At 63.1% G+C, this 23,160-nt stretch carries 26 protein-coding genes; 15 read left to right on the forward strand and 11 right to left on the reverse strand.

The features are described from left to right. The first annotated feature begins 3 nt into the window (after positions 1–3). Complete coding sequence (locus tag BBX50_RS28955; RefSeq protein ID WP_065778731.1) at positions 4–882, forward strand: glycosyltransferase; 879 nt, start codon at positions 4–6, stop codon at positions 880–882. A gap of 28 nt (positions 883–910) precedes the next feature. On the opposite strand, the gene BBX50_RS28960 is transcribed toward BBX50_RS28955, so the two are convergent. Beyond that, on the reverse strand, positions 911–2,005 hold the full coding sequence (locus BBX50_RS28960; protein ID WP_065778732.1) for a glycosyltransferase family 1 protein: 1,095 nt from the start codon (positions 2,003–2,005) through the stop codon (positions 911–913). A gap of 184 nt (positions 2,006–2,189) precedes the next feature. On the opposite strand from BBX50_RS28960, the gene BBX50_RS28965 reads away from it, so the two are divergent. From BBX50_RS28965 to BBX50_RS28980, 4 genes are all read left to right on the forward strand, one after another. Then, on the forward strand, positions 2,190–3,296 hold the full coding sequence (locus BBX50_RS28965) for a GTP-binding protein (protein WP_065778733.1): 1,107 nt from the start codon (positions 2,190–2,192) through the stop codon (positions 3,294–3,296). After that, a complete protein-coding gene (locus tag BBX50_RS28970) occupies positions 3,296–4,285 on the forward strand; it encodes a WD40 repeat domain-containing protein (RefSeq protein WP_065778734.1) in 990 nt (329 codons plus the stop codon). Before BBX50_RS28965 ends, BBX50_RS28970 begins: the two co-directional genes overlap by 1 nt. Before the next feature lie 10 nt (positions 4,286–4,295). Further along, positions 4,296–5,123, forward strand: coding sequence for a serine O-acetyltransferase (cysE, locus tag BBX50_RS28975; protein WP_065778735.1), 828 nt, complete (start codon positions 4,296–4,298; stop codon positions 5,121–5,123). 109 nt (positions 5,124–5,232) lie between these two features. Further along, positions 5,233–6,447, forward strand: coding sequence for an MFS transporter (locus BBX50_RS28980; protein WP_065778736.1), 1,215 nt, complete (start codon positions 5,233–5,235; stop codon positions 6,445–6,447). Positions 6,448–6,458: 11 nt separating this feature from the next. Here the strand turns inward: BBX50_RS28980 and BBX50_RS28985 are convergent, their stop codons facing one another. The 3 genes from BBX50_RS28985 to BBX50_RS28995 all read right to left on the reverse strand — a co-directional run bounded on the left by BBX50_RS28985 (position 6,459) and on the right by BBX50_RS28995 (position 9,532). After that, complete coding sequence (locus BBX50_RS28985; RefSeq protein ID WP_065778737.1) at positions 6,459–7,646, reverse strand: metal transporter; 1,188 nt, start codon at positions 7,644–7,646, stop codon at positions 6,459–6,461. Further along, entirely contained in the window at positions 7,643–8,770 is a 1,128-nt protein-coding gene (locus BBX50_RS28990) for a multicopper oxidase domain-containing protein (protein ID WP_065778738.1), read from the reverse strand. Before BBX50_RS28990 ends, BBX50_RS28985 begins: the two co-directional genes overlap by 4 nt. A gap of 315 nt (positions 8,771–9,085) precedes the next feature. Further along, entirely contained in the window at positions 9,086–9,532 is a 447-nt protein-coding gene (locus BBX50_RS28995) for a glyoxalase superfamily protein (RefSeq protein ID WP_065778739.1), read from the reverse strand. Positions 9,533–9,805: 273 nt separating this feature from the next. Between BBX50_RS28995 and BBX50_RS29000 the strand changes: the two genes are divergently transcribed. Next, a complete protein-coding gene (locus BBX50_RS29000) occupies positions 9,806–10,438 on the forward strand; it encodes a LysE family translocator (protein WP_065778740.1) in 633 nt (210 codons plus the stop codon). A 1-nt stretch (position 10,439) separates the two neighbouring features. After that, on the forward strand, positions 10,440–11,081 hold the full coding sequence (locus tag BBX50_RS29005) for a hypothetical protein (protein ID WP_065778741.1): 642 nt from the start codon (positions 10,440–10,442) through the stop codon (positions 11,079–11,081). 177 nt (positions 11,082–11,258) lie between these two features. Here BBX50_RS29005 and BBX50_RS29010 read toward each other — a convergent pair whose 3' ends face one another. Next, a complete protein-coding gene (locus tag BBX50_RS29010) occupies positions 11,259–11,546 on the reverse strand; it encodes a hypothetical protein (RefSeq protein ID WP_065778742.1) in 288 nt (95 codons plus the stop codon). Positions 11,547–11,808: 262 nt separating this feature from the next. Between BBX50_RS29010 and BBX50_RS29015 the strand changes: the two genes are divergently transcribed. Then, the gene (locus BBX50_RS29015; RefSeq protein ID WP_065778743.1) at positions 11,809–12,975 is read left to right on the forward strand and encodes a hypothetical protein; all 1,167 of its coding nucleotides are present in this window, start codon (positions 11,809–11,811) and stop codon (positions 12,973–12,975) included. A gap of 105 nt (positions 12,976–13,080) precedes the next feature. Beyond that, positions 13,081–13,488, forward strand: a complete 408-nt coding sequence (locus BBX50_RS29020) for a VOC family protein (RefSeq protein WP_065778744.1) — start codon at positions 13,081–13,083, stop codon at positions 13,486–13,488. 115 nt (positions 13,489–13,603) lie between these two features. Here BBX50_RS29020 and BBX50_RS29025 read toward each other — a convergent pair whose 3' ends face one another. Next, the gene (locus tag BBX50_RS29025; protein ID WP_065778745.1) at positions 13,604–14,194 is read right to left on the reverse strand and encodes an N-acetyltransferase; all 591 of its coding nucleotides are present in this window, start codon (positions 14,192–14,194) and stop codon (positions 13,604–13,606) included. Between the two features lie 88 nt (positions 14,195–14,282). Beyond that, entirely contained in the window at positions 14,283–15,422 is a 1,140-nt protein-coding gene (odc2, locus tag BBX50_RS29030) for an ornithine/lysine decarboxylase (RefSeq protein ID WP_244513244.1), read from the reverse strand. 695 nt (positions 15,423–16,117) lie between these two features. Between odc2 and BBX50_RS29035 the strand changes: the two genes are divergently transcribed. The 3 genes from BBX50_RS29035 (at position 16,118) to BBX50_RS29045 (ending at position 18,870) form a co-directional block, all read left to right on the forward strand. Beyond that, entirely contained in the window at positions 16,118–17,050 is a 933-nt protein-coding gene (locus tag BBX50_RS29035; RefSeq protein WP_065778747.1) for a LysR family transcriptional regulator, read from the forward strand. A gap of 120 nt (positions 17,051–17,170) precedes the next feature. Beyond that, on the forward strand, positions 17,171–17,815 hold the full coding sequence (locus tag BBX50_RS29040; RefSeq protein WP_065778748.1) for a DUF1007 family protein: 645 nt from the start codon (positions 17,171–17,173) through the stop codon (positions 17,813–17,815). Beyond that, on the forward strand, positions 17,809–18,870 hold the full coding sequence (locus BBX50_RS29045; RefSeq protein ID WP_065778749.1) for a nickel/cobalt transporter: 1,062 nt from the start codon (positions 17,809–17,811) through the stop codon (positions 18,868–18,870). The genes BBX50_RS29040 and BBX50_RS29045 overlap by 7 nt, the downstream gene beginning before the upstream one ends. Positions 18,871–18,885: 15 nt before the next feature. Here the strand turns inward: BBX50_RS29045 and BBX50_RS29050 are convergent, their stop codons facing one another. The 4 genes from BBX50_RS29050 to BBX50_RS29065 form a co-directional block, all read right to left on the reverse strand. Continuing rightward, a complete protein-coding gene (locus tag BBX50_RS29050; protein ID WP_065778750.1) occupies positions 18,886–19,092 on the reverse strand; it encodes a hypothetical protein in 207 nt (68 codons plus the stop codon). 42 nt (positions 19,093–19,134) lie between these two features. After that, entirely contained in the window at positions 19,135–19,830 is a 696-nt protein-coding gene (locus BBX50_RS29055; protein WP_065778751.1) for a GNAT family protein, read from the reverse strand. A gap of 197 nt (positions 19,831–20,027) precedes the next feature. Beyond that, complete coding sequence (locus BBX50_RS29060) at positions 20,028–20,741, reverse strand: tellurite resistance TerB family protein (RefSeq protein ID WP_065778752.1); 714 nt, start codon at positions 20,739–20,741, stop codon at positions 20,028–20,030. 191 nt (positions 20,742–20,932) lie between these two features. Continuing rightward, on the reverse strand, positions 20,933–21,571 hold the full coding sequence (locus BBX50_RS29065) for a 2-dehydro-3-deoxy-phosphogluconate aldolase (protein ID WP_065778753.1): 639 nt from the start codon (positions 21,569–21,571) through the stop codon (positions 20,933–20,935). On the opposite strand from BBX50_RS29065, the gene BBX50_RS30360 reads away from it, so the two are divergent. From BBX50_RS30360 to BBX50_RS29075, 3 genes are read left to right on the forward strand one after another with little or no spacing between them, the layout of a single operon-like run. Beyond that, positions 21,570–21,740, forward strand: coding sequence for a hypothetical protein (locus BBX50_RS30360; RefSeq protein ID WP_161490894.1), 171 nt, complete (start codon positions 21,570–21,572; stop codon positions 21,738–21,740). The genes BBX50_RS29065 and BBX50_RS30360 overlap by 2 nt on opposite strands. 33 nt (positions 21,741–21,773) lie before the next feature. Then, entirely contained in the window at positions 21,774–22,247 is a 474-nt protein-coding gene (locus tag BBX50_RS29070) for a CYTH domain-containing protein (RefSeq protein ID WP_065778754.1), read from the forward strand. Next, positions 22,244–23,152: a CHAD domain-containing protein gene (locus BBX50_RS29075; RefSeq protein WP_065778755.1), complete on the forward strand. Its 909-nt coding sequence runs from the start codon at positions 22,244–22,246 to the stop codon at positions 23,150–23,152. The genes BBX50_RS29070 and BBX50_RS29075 overlap by 4 nt, the downstream gene beginning before the upstream one ends. The last annotated feature ends 8 nt before the right edge of the window (positions 23,153–23,160 follow it).

Consider the following 23,160-nt stretch of genomic DNA (forward strand, 5'->3'; position numbering starts at 1 on the left):
CTCATGAACATCGTCGTCGGCATAGCCACCGCGGGCCGCCGCGAGGTCCTTTCCGAAACCCTGCTGCACCTGACGCTGCAGGAGCGCCGGCCGGACGCGATCTTTGTCTGCCCGAGCGCGCCCGACGATGTCGACGAGGCCTTCACTCGGACGCTGCCCATCCCGGTCACCATCGTCAAGGGTGAGCGCGGGCTGACGAAACAGCGAAACGCCATTCTCGCATCCATCGGGGATGCCGACCTTCTTGTCTTTCTCGACGACGACTTCCTACTGCGTGGAGATTTTCTCCGGCAGGCCTTGAAGCTGTTCGAGGCGGCGCCCGATATCGTCGTCGCAACGGGGCTTGTTCTTGCCGACGGTATTCACGGCCCGGGCATAGCGGTTAAGGACGGCCTGGAAATCCTGAGGCGAGACGGCTCGACAGTCGCAGACGGCCTGCCGACACCGGTCTACAACGCCTATGGCTGCAACATGGTCTTCCGCTTTTCGGCCATTGCGGCGGCCGGCACCCGCTTCGACGAGCGCCTGCCGCTCTACGGCTGGCAGGAAGACGTCGATTTCTGCCGCCGCCTCGCGCGCTACGGCCGCATCGTCAAATCGTCGGCGCTGCGCGGCGTGCATCTCGGCAACAAGCGCGGCCGGACCTCGGGGCTTCGGTTCGGATACTCGCAGGTTGCCAACCCGCTCTATCTCTTCCGCAAGGGCACGGTCAGCCTGAAATGGGCGCTGCGCCTGATGGGCGGCAACATCGCCGCTAATCTCGCCGGCAGCCTCAAGCCGCAAGGCCTTGTCGACCGGCGTGGCCGTCTCAAGGGCAACACCATCGCGTTTCTCGATCTGCTGCGCGGCCGGATGGATCCGCTTCGCATGCTGGACCTTTGATGGCTTCCGCCGCCGTCGCGGCCACGGGCTAAGCCGGCCGGCCGGCTGCCAGCAGGTTCAGCAGCACGACAGCGCTTCCATCCCAGGAAAAGCGCTTCGCGTTGTCTGTACCGGCGCGCGTCAACTCGGCACGCAGGCCCCCGTCGGCAGATATCATCCGCATCGCCTCGACCAGGGCCTCCGTCTTCAACGGGTCGAAATAGCGGACCGCGTCGCCACAGGCCTCCCGGACCGGCGGGATATCGGCGGCGAGCACCGGACACCCTTGGGTCATCGCTTCGAGCGGCGGAATGCCGAAGCCTTCGTAGAGGCTGGGAAAAACGAAGGCGACGGCTTGACGCTGCAGCCCGGCAATCTCCTCGTCCGTCAAGCGACCGGGAAAGATCAGGTTGCCCTTCGATGTCGGGGCGATGTCGCGAAACACCGACGGATCGGTGCCGCCGACAACGACGAGCTTGTGGTCGCCGCCACCAAACGCCTCGAAGGCTTTGACCGCGAACTCGACGTTCTTGTTGGGCTTCAGCGTGCCGACCAACAGGAAGAACGGCGTATCGCTGAGCCCCAATCGCGCGATGATCCCTTCATCCGGCCGAAGTGCTGCGAAATGATCGGTCGCATTGTAGATGACGTCGATGCCGGCAGCCGGCACGCGAAAGACCTCTGCCAGTTCCCGGCGCGAAAAGTTCGAGACGGTGCCGATCTTTGCCCGCCGGGAAAGCACATATCCGAGCGCCCCATGAAACAGCCGGTAGCCGCGGCCGAAGGAGGCTGGATGGCGAAAGAGGGTGACGTCGTGGATCACCACCACCTGATTGCCGTGCAGCACCGGGCCGCTGCCGCCGAAGCCGATAAGCGTGTCGCGGCGCGCCCGCCAGTAGAGCGGTCCCTGCTCCCAGACATGGCCGGGTCCGGTACCGAAGCGTTCGACCGAAATTGCCTTGAGATCCAGATCGTCAGCCGCCTTCCCCGGAGCAAGCAGCCGCCAGCGCACGTCTTTCAGCGCATGCGGCACGGCACCGCACGCGATGCGCGCGTCGAGCGCCCGGGTCATCTCGCGGGCGAAGCGCTGCACGCCGGTAAGCGGCTGGGTCAGGAACCGGCCGTTGATGGAAATCGTCTTCACGCTGGAACCCCTTCGATGTGCCCGCACTCTCGCCGATTTTCATGAAAGGACGGTTATCGGGCCGGCAGTGGTCATGGCCCCGCTACCGGCAAATTCGCCGGCGCCATTTGCGCATCGTCGCCGCATCTCCTATATGAAACGCGACTAGGGTGCCCGCCCGCATCCGGAAATCCCAGAGGTTCCCATGACCGAAACATCCCCGCAGAAGCCGATCCCCGTCACCGTGCTCACCGGCTATCTCGGCGCCGGCAAGACAACGCTTTTGAACCGCATCCTCAGCGAGAACCATGGCCGCAAATACGCGGTCATCGTCAACGAGTTCGGCGAGATCGGCATCGACAACGACCTGATCGTGGAATCCGACGAGGAAATCTACGAGATGAACAACGGCTGCGTCTGCTGCACCGTGCGCGGCGACCTGATCCGCGTTGTGGAGGGCCTGATGCGCCGCCCCGGCCGCTTCGATGCGATCATCGTCGAGACCACCGGCCTTGCCGATCCGGTGCCGGTCGCCCAGACCTTCTTCATGGACGACGACGTGCGCGCCAAGACCGAGCTCGATGCCGTCGTTGCGCTGGTCGACGCCAAGCATCTGCCGCTGCGCCTGAAAGACAGCCGCGAGGCCGAAGACCAGATCGCCTTTGCCGATGTCGTGCTGCTCAACAAGACCGACCTCGTCACGCCCGAGGAGCTGGAGCGCATCGAAGCGACCGTGCGCGTCATCAATCCGTCGGCCCGCATCTACCGTACGCAGCGCTCGGACATCGATCTCGCCAAGGTTCTAGACCAGGGTGCCTTCAACCTCGAAAGGGCGCTCGAAAACGATCCGCATTTCCTCGACCAGGACGATCACGACCATGATCACGTCTGCGGCCCGGACTGCGGTCACGACCATCACCACCACCATGATCACGATCATCATGACCACGATCACGATCACGATCACGACCATCATCATCACCACGATGCCCCCTCGCCGATCCACGATGTGACGGTGCAGTCGATCTCGCTGCGCGGCGGCGAGATGAACCCGGACCGCTTCTTCCCCTGGATCCAGAAGATCACCCAGACGGACGGCCCGAACATCCTGCGCCTGAAGGGCATCATCGCCTTTGCGGGTGACGCTGAGCGCTACGTCGTCCAGGGCGTGCACATGATCATCGAAGGCGATCACCAGCGCGCCTGGAAGGACGGCGAGAAGCGCGAGAGCCGTCTCGTCTTCATCGGCCGCGATCTCGACCGCGAGAAGCTCGAGCGTACGTTCAAAGCCTGCGAGGCGCAGCCGAACTGATGCCGACTGTCGCTCCCCTCGATCTCGAAGGTCACGTCGTCGGCGTGGCCTTTCTCAAAGGTGTCCCCTTCTTCGCTGAAGCCACCGGTGCCATCCACCGCCTCGACCTTGGCCACAAGACGACGGAGGTCCATGAGGGCCTCTTGTCGCTCGTCGTCGACGACGCGAACGACACGCTGCTGACCGGCGGCGAAGACGGCAAGGTCATGCGCACGTCCGCGGACGGGACCACCGTGCTGGTGGCCGAAGCGCCGCGCAAGTGGATTGCCCAGGTTGCCGCCGGTCCGCAAGGGTCTGTTGGTTATGCCTATGGCAAGACCACCCATGTGCGGCTCGCCGACGGCACCACAAAGGAATTCGCCGAGGAACGTACGGTCGAGGGCCTCGCCTTTGCGCCGAAAGGCCTTCGCGTCGCTGCAGCGCGCTACAACGGCGTGTCGATGCATTGGGTCGGCACATCCGGTCAGCCGATCGATCTTGATTGGAAGGGTGCCCACACCGGCGTCACCTTCTCGCCCGATGGCCGATTCCTCGTCACCACGATGCAGGAAAACGCGCTGCATGGCTGGAAGCTCGATGCCAAGCCCGGCGCCGAAGCGCGCCACATGCGCATGACCGGCTACCCGGCGAAGGTGAAGTCGCTCTCCTGGTCGGCCAAGGGCAAGTGGCTTGCCTCGTCAGGCGCACCGGCCGCCATCGTCTGGCCCTTCCAGGGCAAGGACGGGCCGATGGGCAAGGCGCCGCTCGAACTCGGCACCCGCGCCGACATCATGGTGACCGCCGTCTGCTGCCACCCGGCCGAAGACATCGTCGCCATCGGCTATCAGGACGGCATGATCCTCGGTGCGCGCTTTGCCGACAGCAAGGAGGTGCTTTTGCGCCGCCCCGGCAAGGGCGCGATCACCGCCATGGCATGGAACAAGGATGGCCGCCAGCTCGCCTTCGGCTCGGCCGCGGGCGACTGCGGCGTCGTCGATATCGCCGGATAACAGGTGCGCCATGACCGCATTGAATGAGACGCAACGGTACGCGAGTGCCCTCGCCGAGCCGCTTGCCGATGGCGAGGTCTGGAGCCTTGTCCGGGCGGAAGCACGCGCGCTTGCGGCAAGAGAACCGGTCATGGCACCGGCGCTTACGCTGGTCACCGATGCCGGGTCCAATGCCGAGCTGCTGGCAGGCGTTCTCGCCGCCCCGCTCTCGGTAGCACGCGTCGAGGAACGATCGCTTGCGGCACTGCTGTCGGAGATTTTCGCTGCGAACCCTGACATCATGCTTGCCGCTGAAGCAGACCTTCAGGCGGTGCTGGAGCGTGATCCTGCCTGCCCAGGCCTCTTGCACGTGCTCGTCAATCTCAAGGGTTTCCAGGCGCTGCAGATCTATCGCGCCGCCCACCAGCTCTGGTTCGACGGCCGCAGAGAGGTCGCCAACTGGCTCTCGAACCTCGCGTCGCTCGTCTTTGGCCCTGACATTCATCCGGCCGCCTGCATCGGCCAGGCCGTGATGCTCGACCATGGCTCGGGCATCGTCATCGGCGAGACTTCGGTCATCGAAGACCAGGTCTCGATCCTGCAGGATGTCACGCTCGGCGGCACCGGCAAGGAAACCGGAGACCGGCACCCGAAGATCCGCCGTGGCGTGATGATCGGCGCAGGCGCCAAGATCCTCGGCAACATCGAGGTCGGCGCCTTCAGCAAGGTCGCGGCCGGCAGCGTCGTGTTGAAGCCGATCCCGCCGCGCACCACGGTCGCGGGCGTGCCGGCAACGGTCGTGCGTATACACCGCGTCGACGAGGTGCCGGCGGCCGAGATGGACCAGACGATCGTCTGATCCTTGTGCTTGGAGGCGCCGCTTAGGATCGGCACTTTCGGTTCTGCGCACCATGAGATAACGGGAGTAGTCTACACCAGAAATCTCAACCGCCTCGATCCGGACACCCATGACCATCGCTCCCTCACCCTGGCGCCCGGCAACTTCCATTCCGGGCACCGTTTGGCTTCTGGGTTTCGTCAGCATGCTCATGGATATCTCCTCGGAGATGGTCCAGACCTTGCTGCCGCTCTACCTGGTCAGCGGTCTCGGCGCATCCGCCGCCCTGGTCGGATTGATCGAGGGCCTGTCCGTTGCCGTCGCCACCGTGACGAAGTTCTTCTCTGGCGCCTTCTCCGACATCATCCGCAACCGCAAGCACCTGGCAACCGTCGGTTATGGCCTTGCAGCGCTATCGAAGCTGCTCATTCCACTTGCGGACTCGCTCACCATGGTCGCCGGCGCCAAGTTTCTCGACCGGGTCGGCAAGGGCATTCGCGGCGCCCCACGCGACGCGCTAATCGCCGACGTCACGCCGCCGGAGATCCGCGGTGCGAGCTTCGGACTCAGGAAATCGCTCGACACCGTCGGCGGCTTCGTCGGCCCCCTGGTGGCGATCGGCCTGATGCTGGCCACCGGCGGCAGCTTCACCACCGTGTTCTGGATTGCCGTCGTGCCGGCCTTCCTCGCGGTCTTCCTGCTCGTGGCCGCCGTGCGCGAACCGAAGACGCCGGCGGACGACAAACGCAAGGCCACTCCGAGCCTCAAGGACATCACCCTACTCACGCCGGCCGTCTGGCTCGTCATCGCGGTCGCCTCGGTGCTGACCCTTGCCCGGTTCAGCGAGGCGTTCCTGCTCTTGCTCGCCGGTGAGGTTGGTTTTTCGATCGCCTGGATCCCGATCACCATGGTCGTCATGCACCTGGTCTATGGCCTCGCCGCCTATCCGGTCGGCGTGCTCTCCGACCGCGTCGGGCGGCGCGGTCTGCTTGCCGTGAGCCTCGTCTTCCTCGTCGCCGCCGATCTCCTGCTGGCAACGACCGACGGCATCGGTTTCTTCCTTGCGGCGATCGTGCTCTGGGGCCTGCATATGGGCTTTTCGCAGGGCATTCTTGCGACGCTCGTCGCCGACACTGCCCCCTCCCATCTGCGCGGCAGCGCGTTTGGCGTGTTCAACCTGGCGACCGGAGCGGCCGTGGTCGCCGCCAATCTTGCGGCCGGCCTGCTCTGGGACGGATATGGCGCGGCTGCGACCTTCGTCATGGGTGCGATTTTCAGCGTTGTCGCCCTGCTTGCCCTTCCGTTTCTGCCGACGAGCGATCGAAAGTTCAGCACTCGTAGGTAGGCCGGAAAGGCTCAGATCTTCACCAGCGCGGCGGTCAGATACATGAAGGCGGCGCCCGCGGCGAGCCCGGCCATGACGGGAGGCGTCAGGAAGACATCACCCCGCCGGTCGCTCTGGCGCATCAGGTAGGCACCCACCTCGACGATCACCTGCAGGATCGCGCCCGCCCCGACGGCAAGCGCCAGCGCCGACCATTGCGCCGAGGTCGCGAGACTGCCGAGCCACATGCCGATCACGGCAGGCCCGCCGGCAAGCAGTGTGAGCCCGACGAAGACCCACAGCGGCGGCCGCTTTTTCAGGATCGGAGCGGCAATGCCGATGCCTTCGGTGACATTGTGGAGCGCAAAGCCGAGCACGAGAAAGGTGCCGAGCCCCGCCGAGCCGGCCGCAAAGGCCGCGCCGATCGCCAGCCCCTCGCCGAGATTGTGCAGGCCGATCCCGAACGCGATATAGGTGGACAGCGCCAGACCCGTCGGCGCACCGCTTCGCCGGCCAATTGCCATCAGCATCAGGAAGCTGCCGAGTCCCGCCAACACCACCATGACCGGCCCCTGGAAGATCGCCGCCGCCTCTCCGGCAAGCTCGAGCGCCTCGCCGCTCGCATCGACCAGCAGAAAACCGAGCAGGCCGATCGTCAGCGATAGCAGGAAGGCCATGCCGTCGCGACCGACGCCGCGCAGCACCGGGTAGAACATCAGCCCCACGGCCACCGGCAGAACGCCGACGATGACGCCGACCAGAGCCTGCAGCAGCAATTGCCCTGATGTCGCCTGCGGCGTCGGTACGGCAACGGCAATGTCATGGGCGAAGGTCGCGCCGGTGTTCGTGACAATCTTCAGGGCATGCGCCTCGCCGAGCATCCACGGGAAGGGCAGGTTCAGCCATGCCGCCTTGCCCCGCGCGATCGGACCCGGCGGATCCTGGGTGAACTGCCAGTAGGCATCATCCACCTGAACCTGCGCCACGGTCATCGGTTCCGAACCGCCGGCGCGAACCAGCAGACGAAGGCCGCCGTCGTCAAGCACGGTTCGCTCGAAGGTCAGATTTTCGATCGGTGGCGCACCGTTGCGGAAACCTGAAAGCGGATCAGTCGACAGGATCCAGGTAACGGCGATACCAAAGGCCAGCAGCGGTAGCGCCAGCCATACCAGATTGGTCCTTGCCGCGCGGATCGCGGTCCTCGGCAGCATCTCGTTCATGCCAGCGCCTCCACAACGTCGAACATGCCGACCCATCCCAGTTCGGTAAACTCGGTCTGGTGCGGATGGAACATGTAAAGGCCGGGTTCATGCTCAGCGAAGGTGAACTCCAGAATGCCGCGTTGCGCCTGGCATTGGGTGATGAGATCGACGGTCTTCAGCGTTGGCGTCAGCGTCGTTCCCTGGTCGTAGTAGTCGAAGAAATTGGCGTGCAGATGGAAGGAGTTGATCGGGTCGAACTCGATGACGTTGATCAGGTAGACACGCACCGGCTTGTCGCGCACGATCCGGATCGGCCGCTTCATGAAGGCATGCGCGACGGTGTTGACCGCGTAGATCTCGTTTTCGGCATCGAAGTTGGTGTCGAAGGCGTTCATCACCATCACAAGCTCCTGCCAACCGGCATTTTCGGGCGAGCCGAGCAGCCTGGAACGGGCGACGTCGGCATGTTCCGGCCGACGCTCCGGGTCGGGGTCGATGACGAAGGCGCCGTACATGCCCTTGTGGATGTGCCGGCGCAGCGGCATGGCGTGGCAATGATAGAGGTGACAGCCGAAGGGCTTGGCATCGAACTCGTAGACGAACTCGTCGCCCGGGTCGACCATGCCGGCGCCGGGCACGCCATCCATGCGCGCTGCGTGAATGCCATGGAAATGGATCGAATGCGGGTGTGACGCGTAGTTGCGGAATACGATCCTGAGCCGCTCGCCTTCCTTGGCTCTCAGAGCCGGCCCCGGTACCCGACCATTGTAGGTCCAGGCGGGAAACTTGATGCCGGGCGCAATCTCGATCTCGCGATCCTCGGCCGTTATTTCGAAGGTCCGCAGCGTCCGCCCATCGGGGAGCGTCGACACTGTCCCCGTATCCCAGTCGGTCAGCATGTCCGTCGGGTCGAAGCCGTTGACGGCGCTGTCGACATCGCCAACGGTCATCATCGCGCCATGCCCCATCGCGGGCATCGGGTCTGCAGCAGCCGCCCCCGCCTGCGCGCCGTGGCCGCCATGGGGCGCCGGCTGCTGCCCGAGCGCGCCGCTGGTGCAGATGGCCGTTCCACCCGCCGCCGCCAGCCCGCCCATCAGGAGACTGCGCCGTCGCAGCAGGTCCTGTCCTGTCCCCTTACTCATCCTCGACCCTTTGCTCGATCGGCTTTTCGCGATCGGGTAACGCCCGCGCACGCGATTGCGCGCGACCGGTCACGTATCGTTTTTGCAAATCATTCGCATCTACATGAATAATGCAAATGCAACTCATTCGCAACTAGGTCGAAAATCAAGGGATCCGCCACGAGCAGCACGCAAAACCACACGGTGTGTTGACGCCTATGGCTTCGGTTCCAGAACGCAAAACGTCCCCGAAGCTTCTCGCTTCGAGGACGTTGATCGGGAGCCAGTGCCTGGGTCGAAAGCGGGATCCCCGCATGATCGCCGGCGCCGGCGGCACTACCATTCGAGTTCGAGCTGCGGGCGCCCGTTCGAGGTTTTCTCGACGGTTCTCCCGGTCTCGTCTACGGTCGCGATCACCCTCTGGCGAAAGGCCGAGAAGCTCTCGAAGGTGACAACGTCCACCGGCTCATCGAACTTCATCGTCAGGCGATAGCGTCCTGGATGCGTCGCCAGCGCCTGGGCACCCAGGATCTCGCCTTCGAAGGGCTGGCCGAGATAGTGGCCCTTCACCCGTGAACCGAGCATCCAGGGGTTAAACGGCGGCCGGTTGCCGACGGCGGCGTGAAGCGTGTTCCAGTCGCGCTGGCCGTATTGGGCAGCGATCAGTTCGAGTGAACGGGAATGGCTGATGGTTTCGCCTTCGGATGCAAGACGGGCGCGCAGGCGTTTGGCCTGGTCTTTCAGGGCGTCGAGCGAGGGAAGCGTGGTTGATCCGCGCGTCATGAGATGGTCTCCACAAGCGGCATGCTATCACTGAAGATGGGAGCCCGCATTGCCACCGATCGCATGCCGTTTCGGCTGACCGTGTCTCAAAGAAGGGACTTCACCAAAGCATGACGCTCGCGGACGGCAGGGGCCCTTGCCCTGCCCTTCCATAGGAGATGCCATCCGCGCTGTCAAATTCGACCCGAAATGCAGCGATCGCACGCGCACCAGAAGGTCATTGCACACGCGCAAAAGCTGTGGGACGACTAGGCAACGGAGAAGGAGGACATCATGACCGAGATGACGATACTCGCGTTCGCACTGGTTGCCTTCATCGGCATCGCGACACCGGGCCCGACCGTCCTGCTTGCACTCACCAACGGCTCGCGCTATGGCGTCAAGCGGGCGATAGCCGGCATGATCGGCGCTGTGCTCTCCGATTTCGTGCTTATCGGCGCAGTCGCCCTCGGGCTCGGGGCGCTCCTGGCGGCGTCCGAATTCTGGTTCACCGTCGTCAAGTGGCTGGGCGCCGCCTATCTTGCCTTCCTCGGCATCATGCTTCTGCGTTCGAAAGGGACGATCCAGGTCGCAAATGATGCGGAAGGCGCCGCCCCCGCTTCCGTTCTTGCCATCTTTCTCAAGAGCTTTCTCGTCGCCGTCACCAATCCCAAAGGCTACCTCTTCTTCAGCGCCTTCCTGCCGCAGTTCATCGATCCGACCCTGCCGCAGGCGCCGCAATACGCCATTCTTGCGCTCGTCTTCGCCACCGTCGATCTCTCAGTGATGTTTGGCTACGCGCTGCTCGGCTCAAAGGCCGCCGCCTTTCTCAAGCGCTCCAGCGCGGTCTGGCTTGACCGGCTGTGCGGTGGCGCCCTGTTGGCGCTTGCGGGTTCGCTTGCCCTCTATCGCCGCGCGACCGCCTGAGATGTTGTTTCGCGAAAAGGTTCTCGCCGGCATCGCCGATGGCAGCGTGACCCTGGCTTTTCGGCGCTGGACGAGGCCCACCGTTAAAACCGGCGGCACGCTGCGCACTCCGATCGGCGTTCTTGCCATCGATGCCGTCGAGGAAATCAATGAAGACGCGGTCTCGGACAACGAAGCCCGTCAGGCGGGCCATGCCGATCGCAGCGCGCTTTTGAAGGAGCTTGCCACACGACCGGACGGCCTTTGCTATCGCGTCCGCTTCCACCTTGCCGGCGAAGATCCGCGCATCGCGCTCAGGGAAGCGACAGACCTTCACAGCGAGGGTCGCGCGAAAATCGAACGCCAGCTCGCCGCCCTTGACCAAAGCGCGGGCATGACCTGGACGCTTCCGGTGCTGCAACTGATCGCCGCCCGCGACGGAACGACGGCCGCCGAACTGGGTGCCGCGATCGGCGTAGAGAAGCAGAAGCTCAAGACCCGCATCCGCAAACTGAAGGAACTCGGGCTCACGGAAAGTCTGACCGTCGGGTATCGTCTGTCGGCGCGGGGCCGCGCCTTTCTCGATGGTATGTCGCTGAGCAAGGATCGGCCTCGGCACGCAAAGGCGGATGGCGCCGAGGACACCATCCGCTCTTCGTCTTGAGGCACATGCGAGCCGCGGCGGAGAAGAACACCTTGAAGGTTCTTCCCTACATCCCTGCGTCACGGATCACGGTGCAAGTTGGAACAGGTTATCGGTTCCGAACGCGTTTCGGAGCGACCCTTGGCAGCTGATGCGGGATGCCGGCGGAAAACGATGCCAGCTTTTCCCCGCTGGCCCTTAGTGGCGGCGCTGCTTGCCACCACCGTTGTTCGACAGGATGCCGAGACCAAGATCGACGTCGTTGCCGGAGAGAATTCCGTTCAGCGACTTGTTGAGGATGTTGTTGTCGGAAAGCACGTTACCGACATCGACGCTTGGTGCGACGACGATGCCGTTGGCGATACCGCCGTTGAGGACGTTGACTTTCTTGCCGGACAGGATTCCGAGGTTCAGACCACCGGCCGACGCCTGCGAAACGGTGGCGGCCACAACTGCGATTGCGATGCAAACTGTCTTGATCGTCATGGGTTTACCTCCTGTTTGACGTGTACCTGCTGTACACAACTCAGAGGATAAAATTAGCATTTCATTAATCAAGTAAGAAAGCGAGTTATAATAAACAGTTAAGCATAACATCTGCAATTTTAGCGATTGTACCACAATCCTCCGCCCGGGACTCCCGTCGCGAAATCGAGCACATATTCGGCAACGCTAATTACAACATAAAGTTTTATTAACCACGTAACTCCATCATATCCTTATAAAGGCATCGATTGAGGAATTGGGGATGCGATCATTCCCGGCCGCCGTAGTCACTCTCGCTTTCCTCACGACGACCTCCCCGGCGGCGAGCGAAACCACGCTCGACTACTCGGCCGGTTACGGCCACAGCAGCAACATTTTCGAGGATCCGCAGGTCCTGTCCGGACCATTTTGGGAAGGCAAGCTCGGCCTGCGCGGCAGCCTTGAGCTCGGCGAAGGCAAGCTCAGTTATGGTATCCGGCAGTTCGAGCGGCGGATCACCGACTTTCGTTTCGCAGACACGCATCTCACCGGCGGCACGCTCGGCTATTCGCTTCCGCTCGGAAAGGGTCTGCTGGTGGAGATCGAGGCGGCCGCGGTCCGCAACGATTCCGGCGATCTGTTCCTCAAGCTGCCCAACAATATCATCGGCTACCGCACCGTCGACTACTCGACGCAAACCGCTGCGAAGGTCACGGCCGAAGGCTTCGGCGGCAAAACCGCCTTTTCGGCGAAATACGACGAGCGGCGGCGCGGCATCGCCGAATTCACCACCGACCTCATTCGCCCGACCAAGCTCGATCCGGACGTGGCGCTCGCAACCTTCGGCATCAGCCACTTCCGCCCTGTTGCCGGTGGTGAGCTGTGTCTGTGCGTCGAGTACAACCGTTCGATCATTCCCGGCAACGAGCAGGACAGCTTCACTCGCTTTCCGGCAACGACACTACGCGGCTCGCTTGCCTATGCCCGCCGCTTCGACGTCGGCCTCACCCTCATCGGCGAAGCCGGCATGATCACGCTGATGAGCGACGACCTCGGCAGCACCAGCCGCTACACCGAGCCCTACCTGCGCGCAGAGGCCAGGTGGGAAACATCCGGTGGCTTCGAGATCGGCAGCGGCTTTCGTCAGGACATCGTTATCGACGATATCGACGACGCGGTTGCCGAACTCACCCGCACCGTCTCCGCATCGGTTGCCCAGCGTTTCAATCCCTGGGTCAAGGCGAGCCTCGGCTATGAGGTAAGCCGCGCCTCCTATTATTACTATCTCTACGAACGGAAGACTGAGACCGTCACGGCCAAGCTGCTGCTCGGTCCGGAAAAGAAGCCGCAGCTCGAAATCGAGTATGCCCACGCGCTGCAGCGAGAGACCGATCCGACGCAGGACTACAGCGCCAACACCATCGTCGCCCGCATTGGCGGCTCCTTCTGATCCCGATTACCGCTGTTGCATGGCCAATGGAGGTGTGAGACGACTTGCCACCGAAAGCGGGCCAGCTAAACGGGCCACCGCAATGGGCAAGACGAGGAGACAAGCATGATCGGCTATACGATGGTCGGAACGACGGACCTGAGGCGGGCGGAGCGCTTCTACGATCCGATAATGGCGTTGATCGGCCAGGAGCGCTGCTATTGCGACGAACAGGTTTCCTCGTGGGGCCGGAAGGACGACGGCAAGGCGCCGCGCTTCTTCGCCTGCTACCCGTTCGACTCCAAGCCCGCATCGGTCGGCAACGGCGCCATGACCGCCTTCCTGGTGGAAAGCGCCGGCATCATCGATCGCCTGTTTGAAACCGCCATGGAGCGCGGCGGCAGCGAAGAGGGAAAACCGGGCTTCCGCCCGCAATACGGCGAAGGCTTCTACGCCGCCTATGTGCGTGATCCGGATGGCAACAAGCTTGCCTTCGTGTGCTACGACGCGCACGCCACCGCCGACGTGGCCTAAGTCCGCAATATCGCGGTCGTGAAATGAGCGGAGTGTCTGCTCCCTCACTGATCGCTTTGGACCGGAGAGGGAGCAGCCAAGAAACCGCCCCCGCAGGGTTGGAGACGGAAAGGCGTCAGGCCGCGCGGCGGACCGGCGGCATCGCCAGTTTGCGGCCGCTGGCGACGATCATGCCGGCGGAGCCCTCAAGCCAGTTGTCCCTAAGCTCGAGCGCCAGGAACCGGTCGCGCTCGAACGGCCCGGGCATCACCAGATGCTGGGTGCGGCTCGCAAAGAAGCCGAAGCGCTCGTAATAGGCGGCGTCGCCGACGAGCAGGATCGCGCCGTGGCCGCGGTTCTTGGCCTCTTCGATCGCCGCGCGCATCAGCATGCCGCCGATGCCCTTGCCCTCGTGCTCAGGATCGACCGCGAGCGGACCGAGCAGCAGCGCCGGCACGGCATGGCCCTCGCGGCTGACGCCGGCCTCGACGTTCCAGAGCCGGACGGTGGCGATCACATGGCCATCGGCGTCCCGTGCGACGAAGGCGAGGCCTTCGGCCGGCAGACGGCCGCTGCGCAGCTTCTCCGACGACTTGCGCCGGCGCTCCGGCCCCATGGCACGGTCGAGCAGGGTCTCGCGCGCGACGACATCGCCCGGATTTTCGGCATCGATTACAAATGTGGTGGGCGCAAAGAATGCGCGCAGGGCGTCAACAACAGCGGCCATCGGGGCCTCCCGTCATCAAAACCGCTTCAGGCGGACCGAACAAGAATTGTGAAATGGCGCTCCCGCCCAAGGGCGGGAGCAGACCGGATCAGATCACATAGGCCTTCAGCGGCTCGAAGCCGTTGAAGGCGACGGCCGAATAGGTCGTCGTGTAGGCGCCGGTGCCTTCGATCAGAACCTCGTCGCCGATCGAGAGCGTGATCGGCAGCGGATACATGTTCTTCTCATAGAGCACGTCGGCCGAATCGCAGGTCGGCCCGGCAAGCACGCAAGGCTCCATGTCGTCGGCATCGCGCGCCGTGCGGATCGGGTAGCGGATCGCCTCGTCCATGGTTTCGGCGAGACCGCCGAACTTGCCGATGTCGAGGAACACCCAGCGATGGGCGTCGTTGTCCGACTTCTTCGACACGAGCACGACTTCCGCCTTGATCACGCCGGCATTGCCGACCATGCCACGACCGGGCTCGATGATGGTCTCGGGGATGTTGTTGCCGAAGTGCTTCTTCAGCGCACCGAAGATCGCCTGGCCGTAGGCTTCCGCCGTGGGCACGTCCTTCAGGTACTTCGTCGGGAAGCCACCGCCCATGTTGACCATCTTCAGCTCGATGCCGCGCTTGGCAAGCTGTACGAAGACGCGCTTGGCATCCGAGAGAGCCGCATCCCAGGCGTCGAGCTTCGTCATCTGCGAACCGACATGGAACGAGACGCCGTAAGAAACGAGGCCGTGCTGATGGGCGTAGACGAGCACGTCGACAGCCATCTGCGGAACGCAGCCGAACTTGCGCGACAGCGGCCACTCAGCACCTTCGCCATCGGTGAGCACGCGGCAGAACACGCGAGCGCCGGGGGCCGCACGGGCGACCTTCTCGACTTCCTCGTGGCTGTCGACCGCGAACAGATTGACGCCAAGCGCGAAGGCGCGGGCAATGTCGCGCTCCTTCTTGATGGTGTTGCCATAAGAGATGCGGCTCGGGGTCGCACCGGCATCGAGCGCCATTTCGATTTCAGCGACGGACGCGCAATCGAAGGAGGAGCCGAGACCGGCGAGAAGACGCAGGACTTCCGGCGCCGGGTTGGCCTTGACGGCGTAGTAGATCGAGCTGTCGGGCAACGCGTGGCGGAATGCCTTGAAGTTGTCGCGCACGACGTCGAGGTCGACAACGAGGCACGGACCTTCGGGTCGTCGGGTGTTGAGGAAGTCGATAATGCGTGCGGTGGTCATGGCCATATTCCCCTGATCCAAAATGCTCCGCTTTCACGGAGGACAAAGGGCATACGCGCACATGCGCTGGAACCAGCCGGTGGAGACCCCGGAACCATGCATGCGCTCGATGCGCGAACGGTGAATCAAAGCCCGCCTAGGCTTCAATTCGGCTTTGTCTGCCATGGATTGGAGGGGATAACCCAACCGCACTTCCGGCAATGAAGGTGTGCCTCTTCAGTAACCCCGGCTGTTGGAAAGCCGGCAGACACCAGAAAGGCCCGCACCGTCGTTGCTTCAAGATGTCCTCGCATTTCCCGGTTGGCCGGAATAGCGACTGGAGGGGTTAGTTCCAGGTACCTTACCGATACCCTCACCTAATCGAGGGTCGGCGGACACCCACAGGCACGTGCGACTTTGGGCAAGGGCGTAGGTAAGAAAAAAGCCTGTCGTAATCAAGAGTTTTTTCGCGACGGCAGTTGAATTTTTTTCCAGCCGGGCAAAACTGGCGGTGTTCACAAACATTGAACGATCTGCACAGGATCGGTCACTGCCGTAAATTATTGAAAAGGCGTCGTTATTTTCGAAATACGGCCGCATCCGCCGAAACCGGTGCGACAGGCGCAAGCGACGGACAATCTGTCGTCGGCATCATCGGCGCAAAAAGGGGCGTTCGCATCGAATCGGCGCAATGCGATTGAGAGCACGAAAGAAAGATTGCCATGGACACACTGACCCGCATCCGCGCCTTTATCGATGTCGTGGACGCCGAGGGGTTCTCGGCCGCTGCCAGGCGTGTCGGCAAGTCGAAGGCGCTGCTGTCGAAATATGTGCGTGAACTCGAAGACGAGCTCGGCGCACTCTTGCTCAACCGCACCACCCGGCAGTTCTCGCTGACCGAGGCCGGCCACACCTATTACCGCACCGCATCTGAAATCCTCAAGGAGATCGACAACCTCGCCGATCTCGTGCGCGCCAACAATTCCGATCTCAAGGGACGGCTGCGCATCACCGCTCCGCGCACCTTCGTCGATGCCGAGATCGGCCAGTCGCTCGTCGACTTCGGCAAGCAGCATCCGGAACTCTCGCTCGAAATCATTTCCGACGACCGCTTCGTTGATCTCGTAGAAGAAGGCTTCGACGTCGCAATCCGCATCACCCGGCTTGAGGATTCGACGCTGATTGCGCGCAAGCTCGACGATTTCCAGGTGCTGATCTGCGCGGCGCCGGAGTTCCTGGAAAAGGTTGGCCCGATCGGCCACCCAACCGACCTTTCCAAGATCCCCTGCATTCTCGACACCAATGGTCGCTCCTATTCCAACTGGCGCTTCGTCGAGCCCGATGGCTCTGCCTTCACCGTTCCCGTCAGCGGTCCGATCGAGGTCAACAGCCCGCTTGCGGCACTCAGGGCTGCCGTCTCCGGCATCGGGATCTCGATCATTCCGGATTTCATCGCCCGCCCGAAGATCGCGAGCGGCGAGCTCGTGACCCTCTTTGACGATTTCCTGCCGCGCGACCGCGGCATCTATGCGATCTATCCGCACCGGCGCTATCTGCCGGCCAAGGTCAGAACGCTGGTCGACTTCCTGCACGCCTGGTTCCGCAAGCCGCGCGGGCTGCCTGAGACGGCCAGCCGAGGCGACCAGCTGATGTGATCGGCAAAGTCCCAATTCCGTCCCATTTCCGGTACATTGCGGAAACGAATCGAAGGCGTCCCTGTGCGCCACATCTGATGCGCGGCGCTGTGCTGCCGCGGCCGAAAGGATCGCCGCTTCATGAGAACCAAGCGCCTCATCATGGCCGGCCTCGCCACTCTGCTTGCGCCGTCGCTGGTCTTTGCCCATCCGCATATCTTTGCAGAAGCCCGCCTTGAAGTCGTCTCGGACGACAAGGATGAAGTCAGCGAACTCAGAAATGTCTGGCGGTTCGACGAGCTGTTTTCCTCGAGCGTCGTGCTCGATTTCGACAAGAACTCGAATGCGACGCTGGATCCGGACGAACTGGCGGAAGTCGGCCAGACGGTGCTGGAGTCGCTGTCGGAGTACAATTACTACACGACGATCCTCGACAACGGCAAAACCATCAAGGTCAACAAGCCGGCGAGCATTACGGTCGACTACAAGGACGGCCAGCTCCTGATGATGTTTGCCGTCAAGCCGGCCGAGCCGATGCCGCTCAAGGGCAAGCTCTCCTTCGGCGTCTACGATCCGACCATGTATACGGCGATGGATTTTGCGACCGACGGCGATCTGACTGTTGTCGGCGACAAGATCAATGCCTGTGAACACAAGGTGGTTCGCCCGGATCCGGACGAGGTACTCGCTGAAAACAAGAACACCTTGACCGATGCCTTCTGGAACGATCCGACGGGCACGGACATGTCGAAGCTCTTCGCAACCAGGATCGAGATCACATGCTGAACAGCCGCAGGATCGGACGTCTGGTCGCCGCGACGCTGATTGTCACGGCCCTCTCCGCGACGCTCGCAGCCGCCCAGTCGCCGCTCGGCATCGGCACGGCCGAGCCCGCGTTCAAGACCACCGGCCTCCTCGGCGGCTTTTTCGCCTGGGTCAACATGGAGCAGCAGGGCTTCTACCGCCTGATGACCAATGCGCTGAAAGGCATGCGCGAAAACCCCTGGCAGCTCTGGTCGCTGGTCGGGCTCTCCTTCACCTATGGCGTCCTTCACGCGGCGGGCCCCGGTCATGGCAAGGCGGTCATCTCCTCCTACATGATCGCCAATGAAACGGAGCTGAAGCGCGGCGTGCTGCTCTCGTTCCTCTCCTCGATCCTGCAGGGCGTGGTCGCGATCCTTTTGATCGGTGCGGTCTACCTGCTGCTGCGCGGGTCATCGATCAGCATGACCGATGCCACCCGGTCTCTAGAAATCGCAAGCTACGCGCTGATCGTGGCTTTCGGCGGCTGGCTGCTCCTGCGCAAGCTGCGCTCGATGCTGCGCCCGTCGGTCGCGCTGGCGGCGGCTGGCGATGCGCCGGTGCATGCGCACCACGCCCATGACCATCATCACCACGATCACGATCATGCGCACCACCGTCATGGTCAAGGACATGACGGCCATCACCACGGTCCCGGCGAAGTCTGCGCCAGCTGCGGCCATGCCCACGCCCCTGACCCGTCGATGCTTGGGGGCGATCGTTTCGCGCTACGCGAGGCGTGGTCGGCTGTGATCGCCGTTGGCCTGCGCCCCTGCTCCGGCGCGCTGATCGTGCTCTCCTTCGCGCTTTTGAACGGGCTTTATCTCGGCGGCGTTCTTTCGGTCTTTGCCATGTCGATCGGCACGGCGATCACCGTCTCGATCCTCGCGACCATGGCGGTCACCGCCAAGGGCGTCGCGCTGCGTTACGCGTCGAGCACGGCATCAGCGGCCCGCATCTCGAACGGCATCGAGATTGCCGGCGCTTTGCTCGTTCTCATTCTTGGATTGATCCTGCTCGGCGCGGCTCTGCAGAGCTGACACCGGCACGCTGGCTCAAAGCCCGCGCTTGCGCTGGTAGCGCGCTCTCAGCCAGAACAGCAGGAAGAAGCCGAGCACGAAGATCACGCCGAAGACCGCCGCAAGCCAGGGCGAAATGTCGCCGAGCTTCAGCATGATCGACGGCAGCACGAAGAAGCCGAGGCCGGCGACGACGAGAATGATCGCAGCTGCGATCGCCGGTGACTTTTCCTTGTTCTGCATGTCTTCCTTGCCGTTGTCTGGTGCAGGGGCGGGCTTCAGGCGCTATTTTGACGCCTGCCGCTCCAGATCTGCGCGAATATCTTCCAGCCGACGTATCTGCCGGCCGTCCACATCGAAGTTAGCAGGTGCAAGCCAGCTTTCGAATGCGGCATTGAGCAGCGGCCACTCGCCGTCGACCATCGAGAACCAGGCCGTGTCGCGGTTGCCGCCCTTCGATATCATGTGCTGACGGAAAACGCCTTCGAAGGTGAAGCCGAGGCGCGCGGCCGTTTTGCGACTCGCCTCGTTCTCGTTGTGGCATTTCCATTCGTAGCGGCGATAGCCAAGGTCCTCGAAGACGTGCTTTGCCATCAGGTAGTGAACTTCGGTCGAGAGCGGCGAACGCGCCATGGCGGCGCCATGGGCAACAGCGCCCACCTCAACGACACCATTGGCCGGATCGGCACGCATGTAGTTGGCCATGCCGACGATGATGCCGGTCGCCTTGTCGCGGAAGACCTCCGTGACCCAGCCGGACTTCTCCTGTGCGGCCGTCAGCCAGGCATCGAAATCCTCGATCCCCTTGAAATCCGGCTGTGTGAAATACTTCAGCAGCGGATTGATCGCCAGGCCGCCGAACCCGTCCCAGAGATCCTGCAGATGCCGTTCACGCTCGTAAGGTTCGAGCTTGACGAAACGACCTTCCAGCGTGACGCCCTTCGGCGCCGGGCATCCCTTCCAATCCTTGAGATCACGCATCGACCGCTCCTCCTCCATCCCATAGCGACGCGGGCCCTATGGGATGCGCAATAGTTGCCGTGGTACTTCATCTGCTGCATACCGGCATAGGCCAGAGCGGCGACCGACACAAATTCAAACTGGTGATGGACCCATGAGAGGTTGGGGCAGTTCCAGGAAGAACGCGCAGCGCGCTTTCCTGGAACTGCATGCTGTCGTCAAGCGGAGGCCGGGACCTTGGCAGCCGAAACCGTTGCCTCGATATGATCGACCAGCGCATCCGGAAGGCCGAGGCGGCCGGCGAGAAGATCGAGATAGCCGCGTTCCGCCCGGGTTTCCGGCTCGATCGTCAGGCGCGACGCCGTATAGACTTCCACACGCTCCTCCTCCGTCTTCGCCGCGCCGACGATCGCGTCGATATCGACAGGATTGGCAAGCTCGCCTTCCAGGAAGGCTGTCGCATCCGCCGAAAGGCCGGAAACGGACAGCTTGTCCATGATGTGTTGCCGTTCGGTTTCGTCGATATGGCCGTCGGCACGCGAGGCTGCGATCATGGCGCGCACGAGTGTCAGGGCAAAATCGTGGCTGACAGCCTCCGGCGCAGACGCGAAGCCGGAATCAGCCGGCGGCGGCAGCAGTTCCGGCTCACCCTTGGCGACCGTTGCACCGCCCGGCGTCGTGCCGGCCTGATAGTTCTTGTAGGCCTGATAGCCGAGCCCCGCGATTGCGGCGAGACCACCGAGAACGGCAGCGTTGCCGGTAAGCTGGCGACCGGACTTGGTGCCCAAGAGAACCGCCGCAATGGCGCCAGTCGCCAGCGGATTGTCCTTGGCAAGCTGCGTCACCTGGGTCGCGCGATCGCGCACCGAGCCACCGGCACCGGGCACCTGCGATCCCAGAAACTGATCCAGCAATTTCTTCGCGTCGAACATCGGGTTTCGCTCCTTGTCGGTTCCGGGCGCGTGAAGACAAATGGCATGGCGCGCCGCCCGCAATCGCGCCGTCGATGGATTGAGACATAGGAACGTTGCAGCGGAAATACAAATTCGCGCGAGAGATGCACGCCCAATAAAAAAGCCGGACTTTCGCCCGGCCTTTGAAATCAGAAAGCGGTTACCTCTGCTCAGCCCTTCAGCGTGAAGGCTTCCGCCGCAAGCTTGGTGATGCCGGCCCAGTCGCCCTTGGTGACCAGTTCCTTCGGCGCGACCCAGGAACCGCCGACGCAAACGACGTTCGGAAGCGTCAGATAGTCGCGCGCGTTCGACAGCGAGATCCCACCGGTCGGGCAGAACAGCGTGCCGGCGAGCGGCGAGGACAGCGACTTCAGATAGGCGGCACCGCCGGCCTGCTCCGCCGGGAAGAACTTCATGACCTCATAGCCTTCTTCACGCAGCCCCATGACTTCGCTGGCGGTTGCAGCCCCCGGCAGCAGCGGCACGTCGTGATCGTTGGCAACATCGATCAGCTCCTGCGTCGTGCCGGGGCTGACGATGAACTTGGAGCCGGCCTCGACGGCCGCCTCGAATTGGGCGGCATTGAGGATGGTGCCGGCACCGGCGACGGCACCTTCGACTTCGTTGGCGACAGCCCGGATCGCCTCGAGAGCGGCCGGCGTGCGCAGCGTGATCTCGATCGCCTTCAACCCGCCGGCAACGAGCGCGCGCGCCAGCGGCACGGCTGTCGCCACATCATCGATCACCAGCACCGGAACGACCGGCGCCAGTTTGAGGGTTGAAAGTAGCCTGTCGGATTTCGCGCTCATGCCGATCGTCCTTTTTAAAACGATTGAATATGCCTCCCGCATACCCCGCTCGACGCCGCTTGTCGAGACCGAAGGCCGCGTGGCGGCGGCATTGTTACGTAAGCAAAAGATAAAACACCCCATACAACAAAGAGATGACTTGAGCCTTTGCCGGAAAGAGGTAGGTTGATCACGTCGAACCTCTCGAAATCGCGGGGCATCCATGGCGAAGGAGATAGAGCGCAAGTTCCTGGTCGCTTCCGACGGATGGAGGGAGCATGCGGACAAGGGCATAGACCTCAAGCAGGCCTATGTCGTGACCATGGACGACCGGTCGCTGCGCGTGCGTATCCACGGCAACAAGTGGGCGCGCCTCACCATCAAGATCGGCAAGTCGGCACTCGTTAGAAACGAGTACGAGTACGATCTGCCGATGGACGACGCCCGCGAGATGTTGACGCAGGCAGTCGGCGTCGTCATCGAGAAACGGCGCTATCGTGTCCCGCACAAGGGTTTTACCTGGGAAGTGGATGTCTATGAAGGTGAACTTCGCGGCCTGATCGTCGCCGAAGTGGAGATGAAACGCGAGACGGACGTGCCGGCGCTGCCCAACTGGATCGGGCGCGAAATCACCGGCGACCGCCGCTATTCCAACCAGTCCCTCGCCACAGAGGGGCTGATGGAACCCCTATCATGAGTTATGCCTTTCGGCCCGGCCGGGCCTTTACCGACGACTTTCGTGCCATCGCCGCCGAACAGCTCACTGAGGCCGTGATGACCCTCGAAGGCTGCCCTGAAGGCGTGCACGAGGCCATTCATGAGGCCCGCAAGAATTTCAAACGTCTGCGCTCGCTCTACCGCCTCGTCGCCGCCGATGCCCCGCTGTTCCGGGAACGGGAGAATGCACGCATTCGCGATATGGCCGGCAACCTTTCGACCGTGCGCGACGCGGCCGCGCTCGTTGAAAACGCGCATTACCTCAAGGCCACGGCCGGCAACGACGAGGAAGAGAACGCCCTTGCCCATGTCTGCGAGCGGCTGACGACGCGCCGCGACCGCATCGCGGCAAGCACCACCGATATTCAGGATCGGGTCGCCGCCACCATCGTCAATTGCGAGCAGGCCTTGCAGGCTCTCAGCGAAGTGACGTTCGACGATCGGCGCCGCAAGACCGCCGACCGGCTGACGAAGGGATGGCGACGAACGCTGAGGCGGGCCGATCGCGCCAGGGGCGCCTGCGGAACGACCACGGAAGCCACGGCGTTTCATGAACTGCGCAAACGGGCGCAGGACTACCGCTTGCACCTCGGCCTCATGCGCGAGGTCTGGCCTTCCGCCATGCAAGCCAAGCGCGCCGAGGCCAAAGAGCTGGTCGACACGCTCGGCCACCTCAACGACCTCGCCGTCTTGACCCAGCTGATCAACGAGGAGCCGGGCCTTGCCGGCAGCAGCCAGGACCAGGCGCATCTTATCGCCGCGGTCATCGCCCGGCAGAAATCCTTGCGCGAGGACGCTTTGACGATGGCGGCAACGGTCTTTCAGGAGCAGCCGGACGAAGAGAGCCGGACGATCCGGTTGCTCTGGCTGGATGCCGCGCGCTAGCGCGCTGG

The organism is Ensifer sp. LC11, assembly GCF_001695835.1.
In the GTDB taxonomy this organism is placed as follows: Bacteria; Pseudomonadota; Alphaproteobacteria; order Rhizobiales; family Rhizobiaceae; genus Ensifer.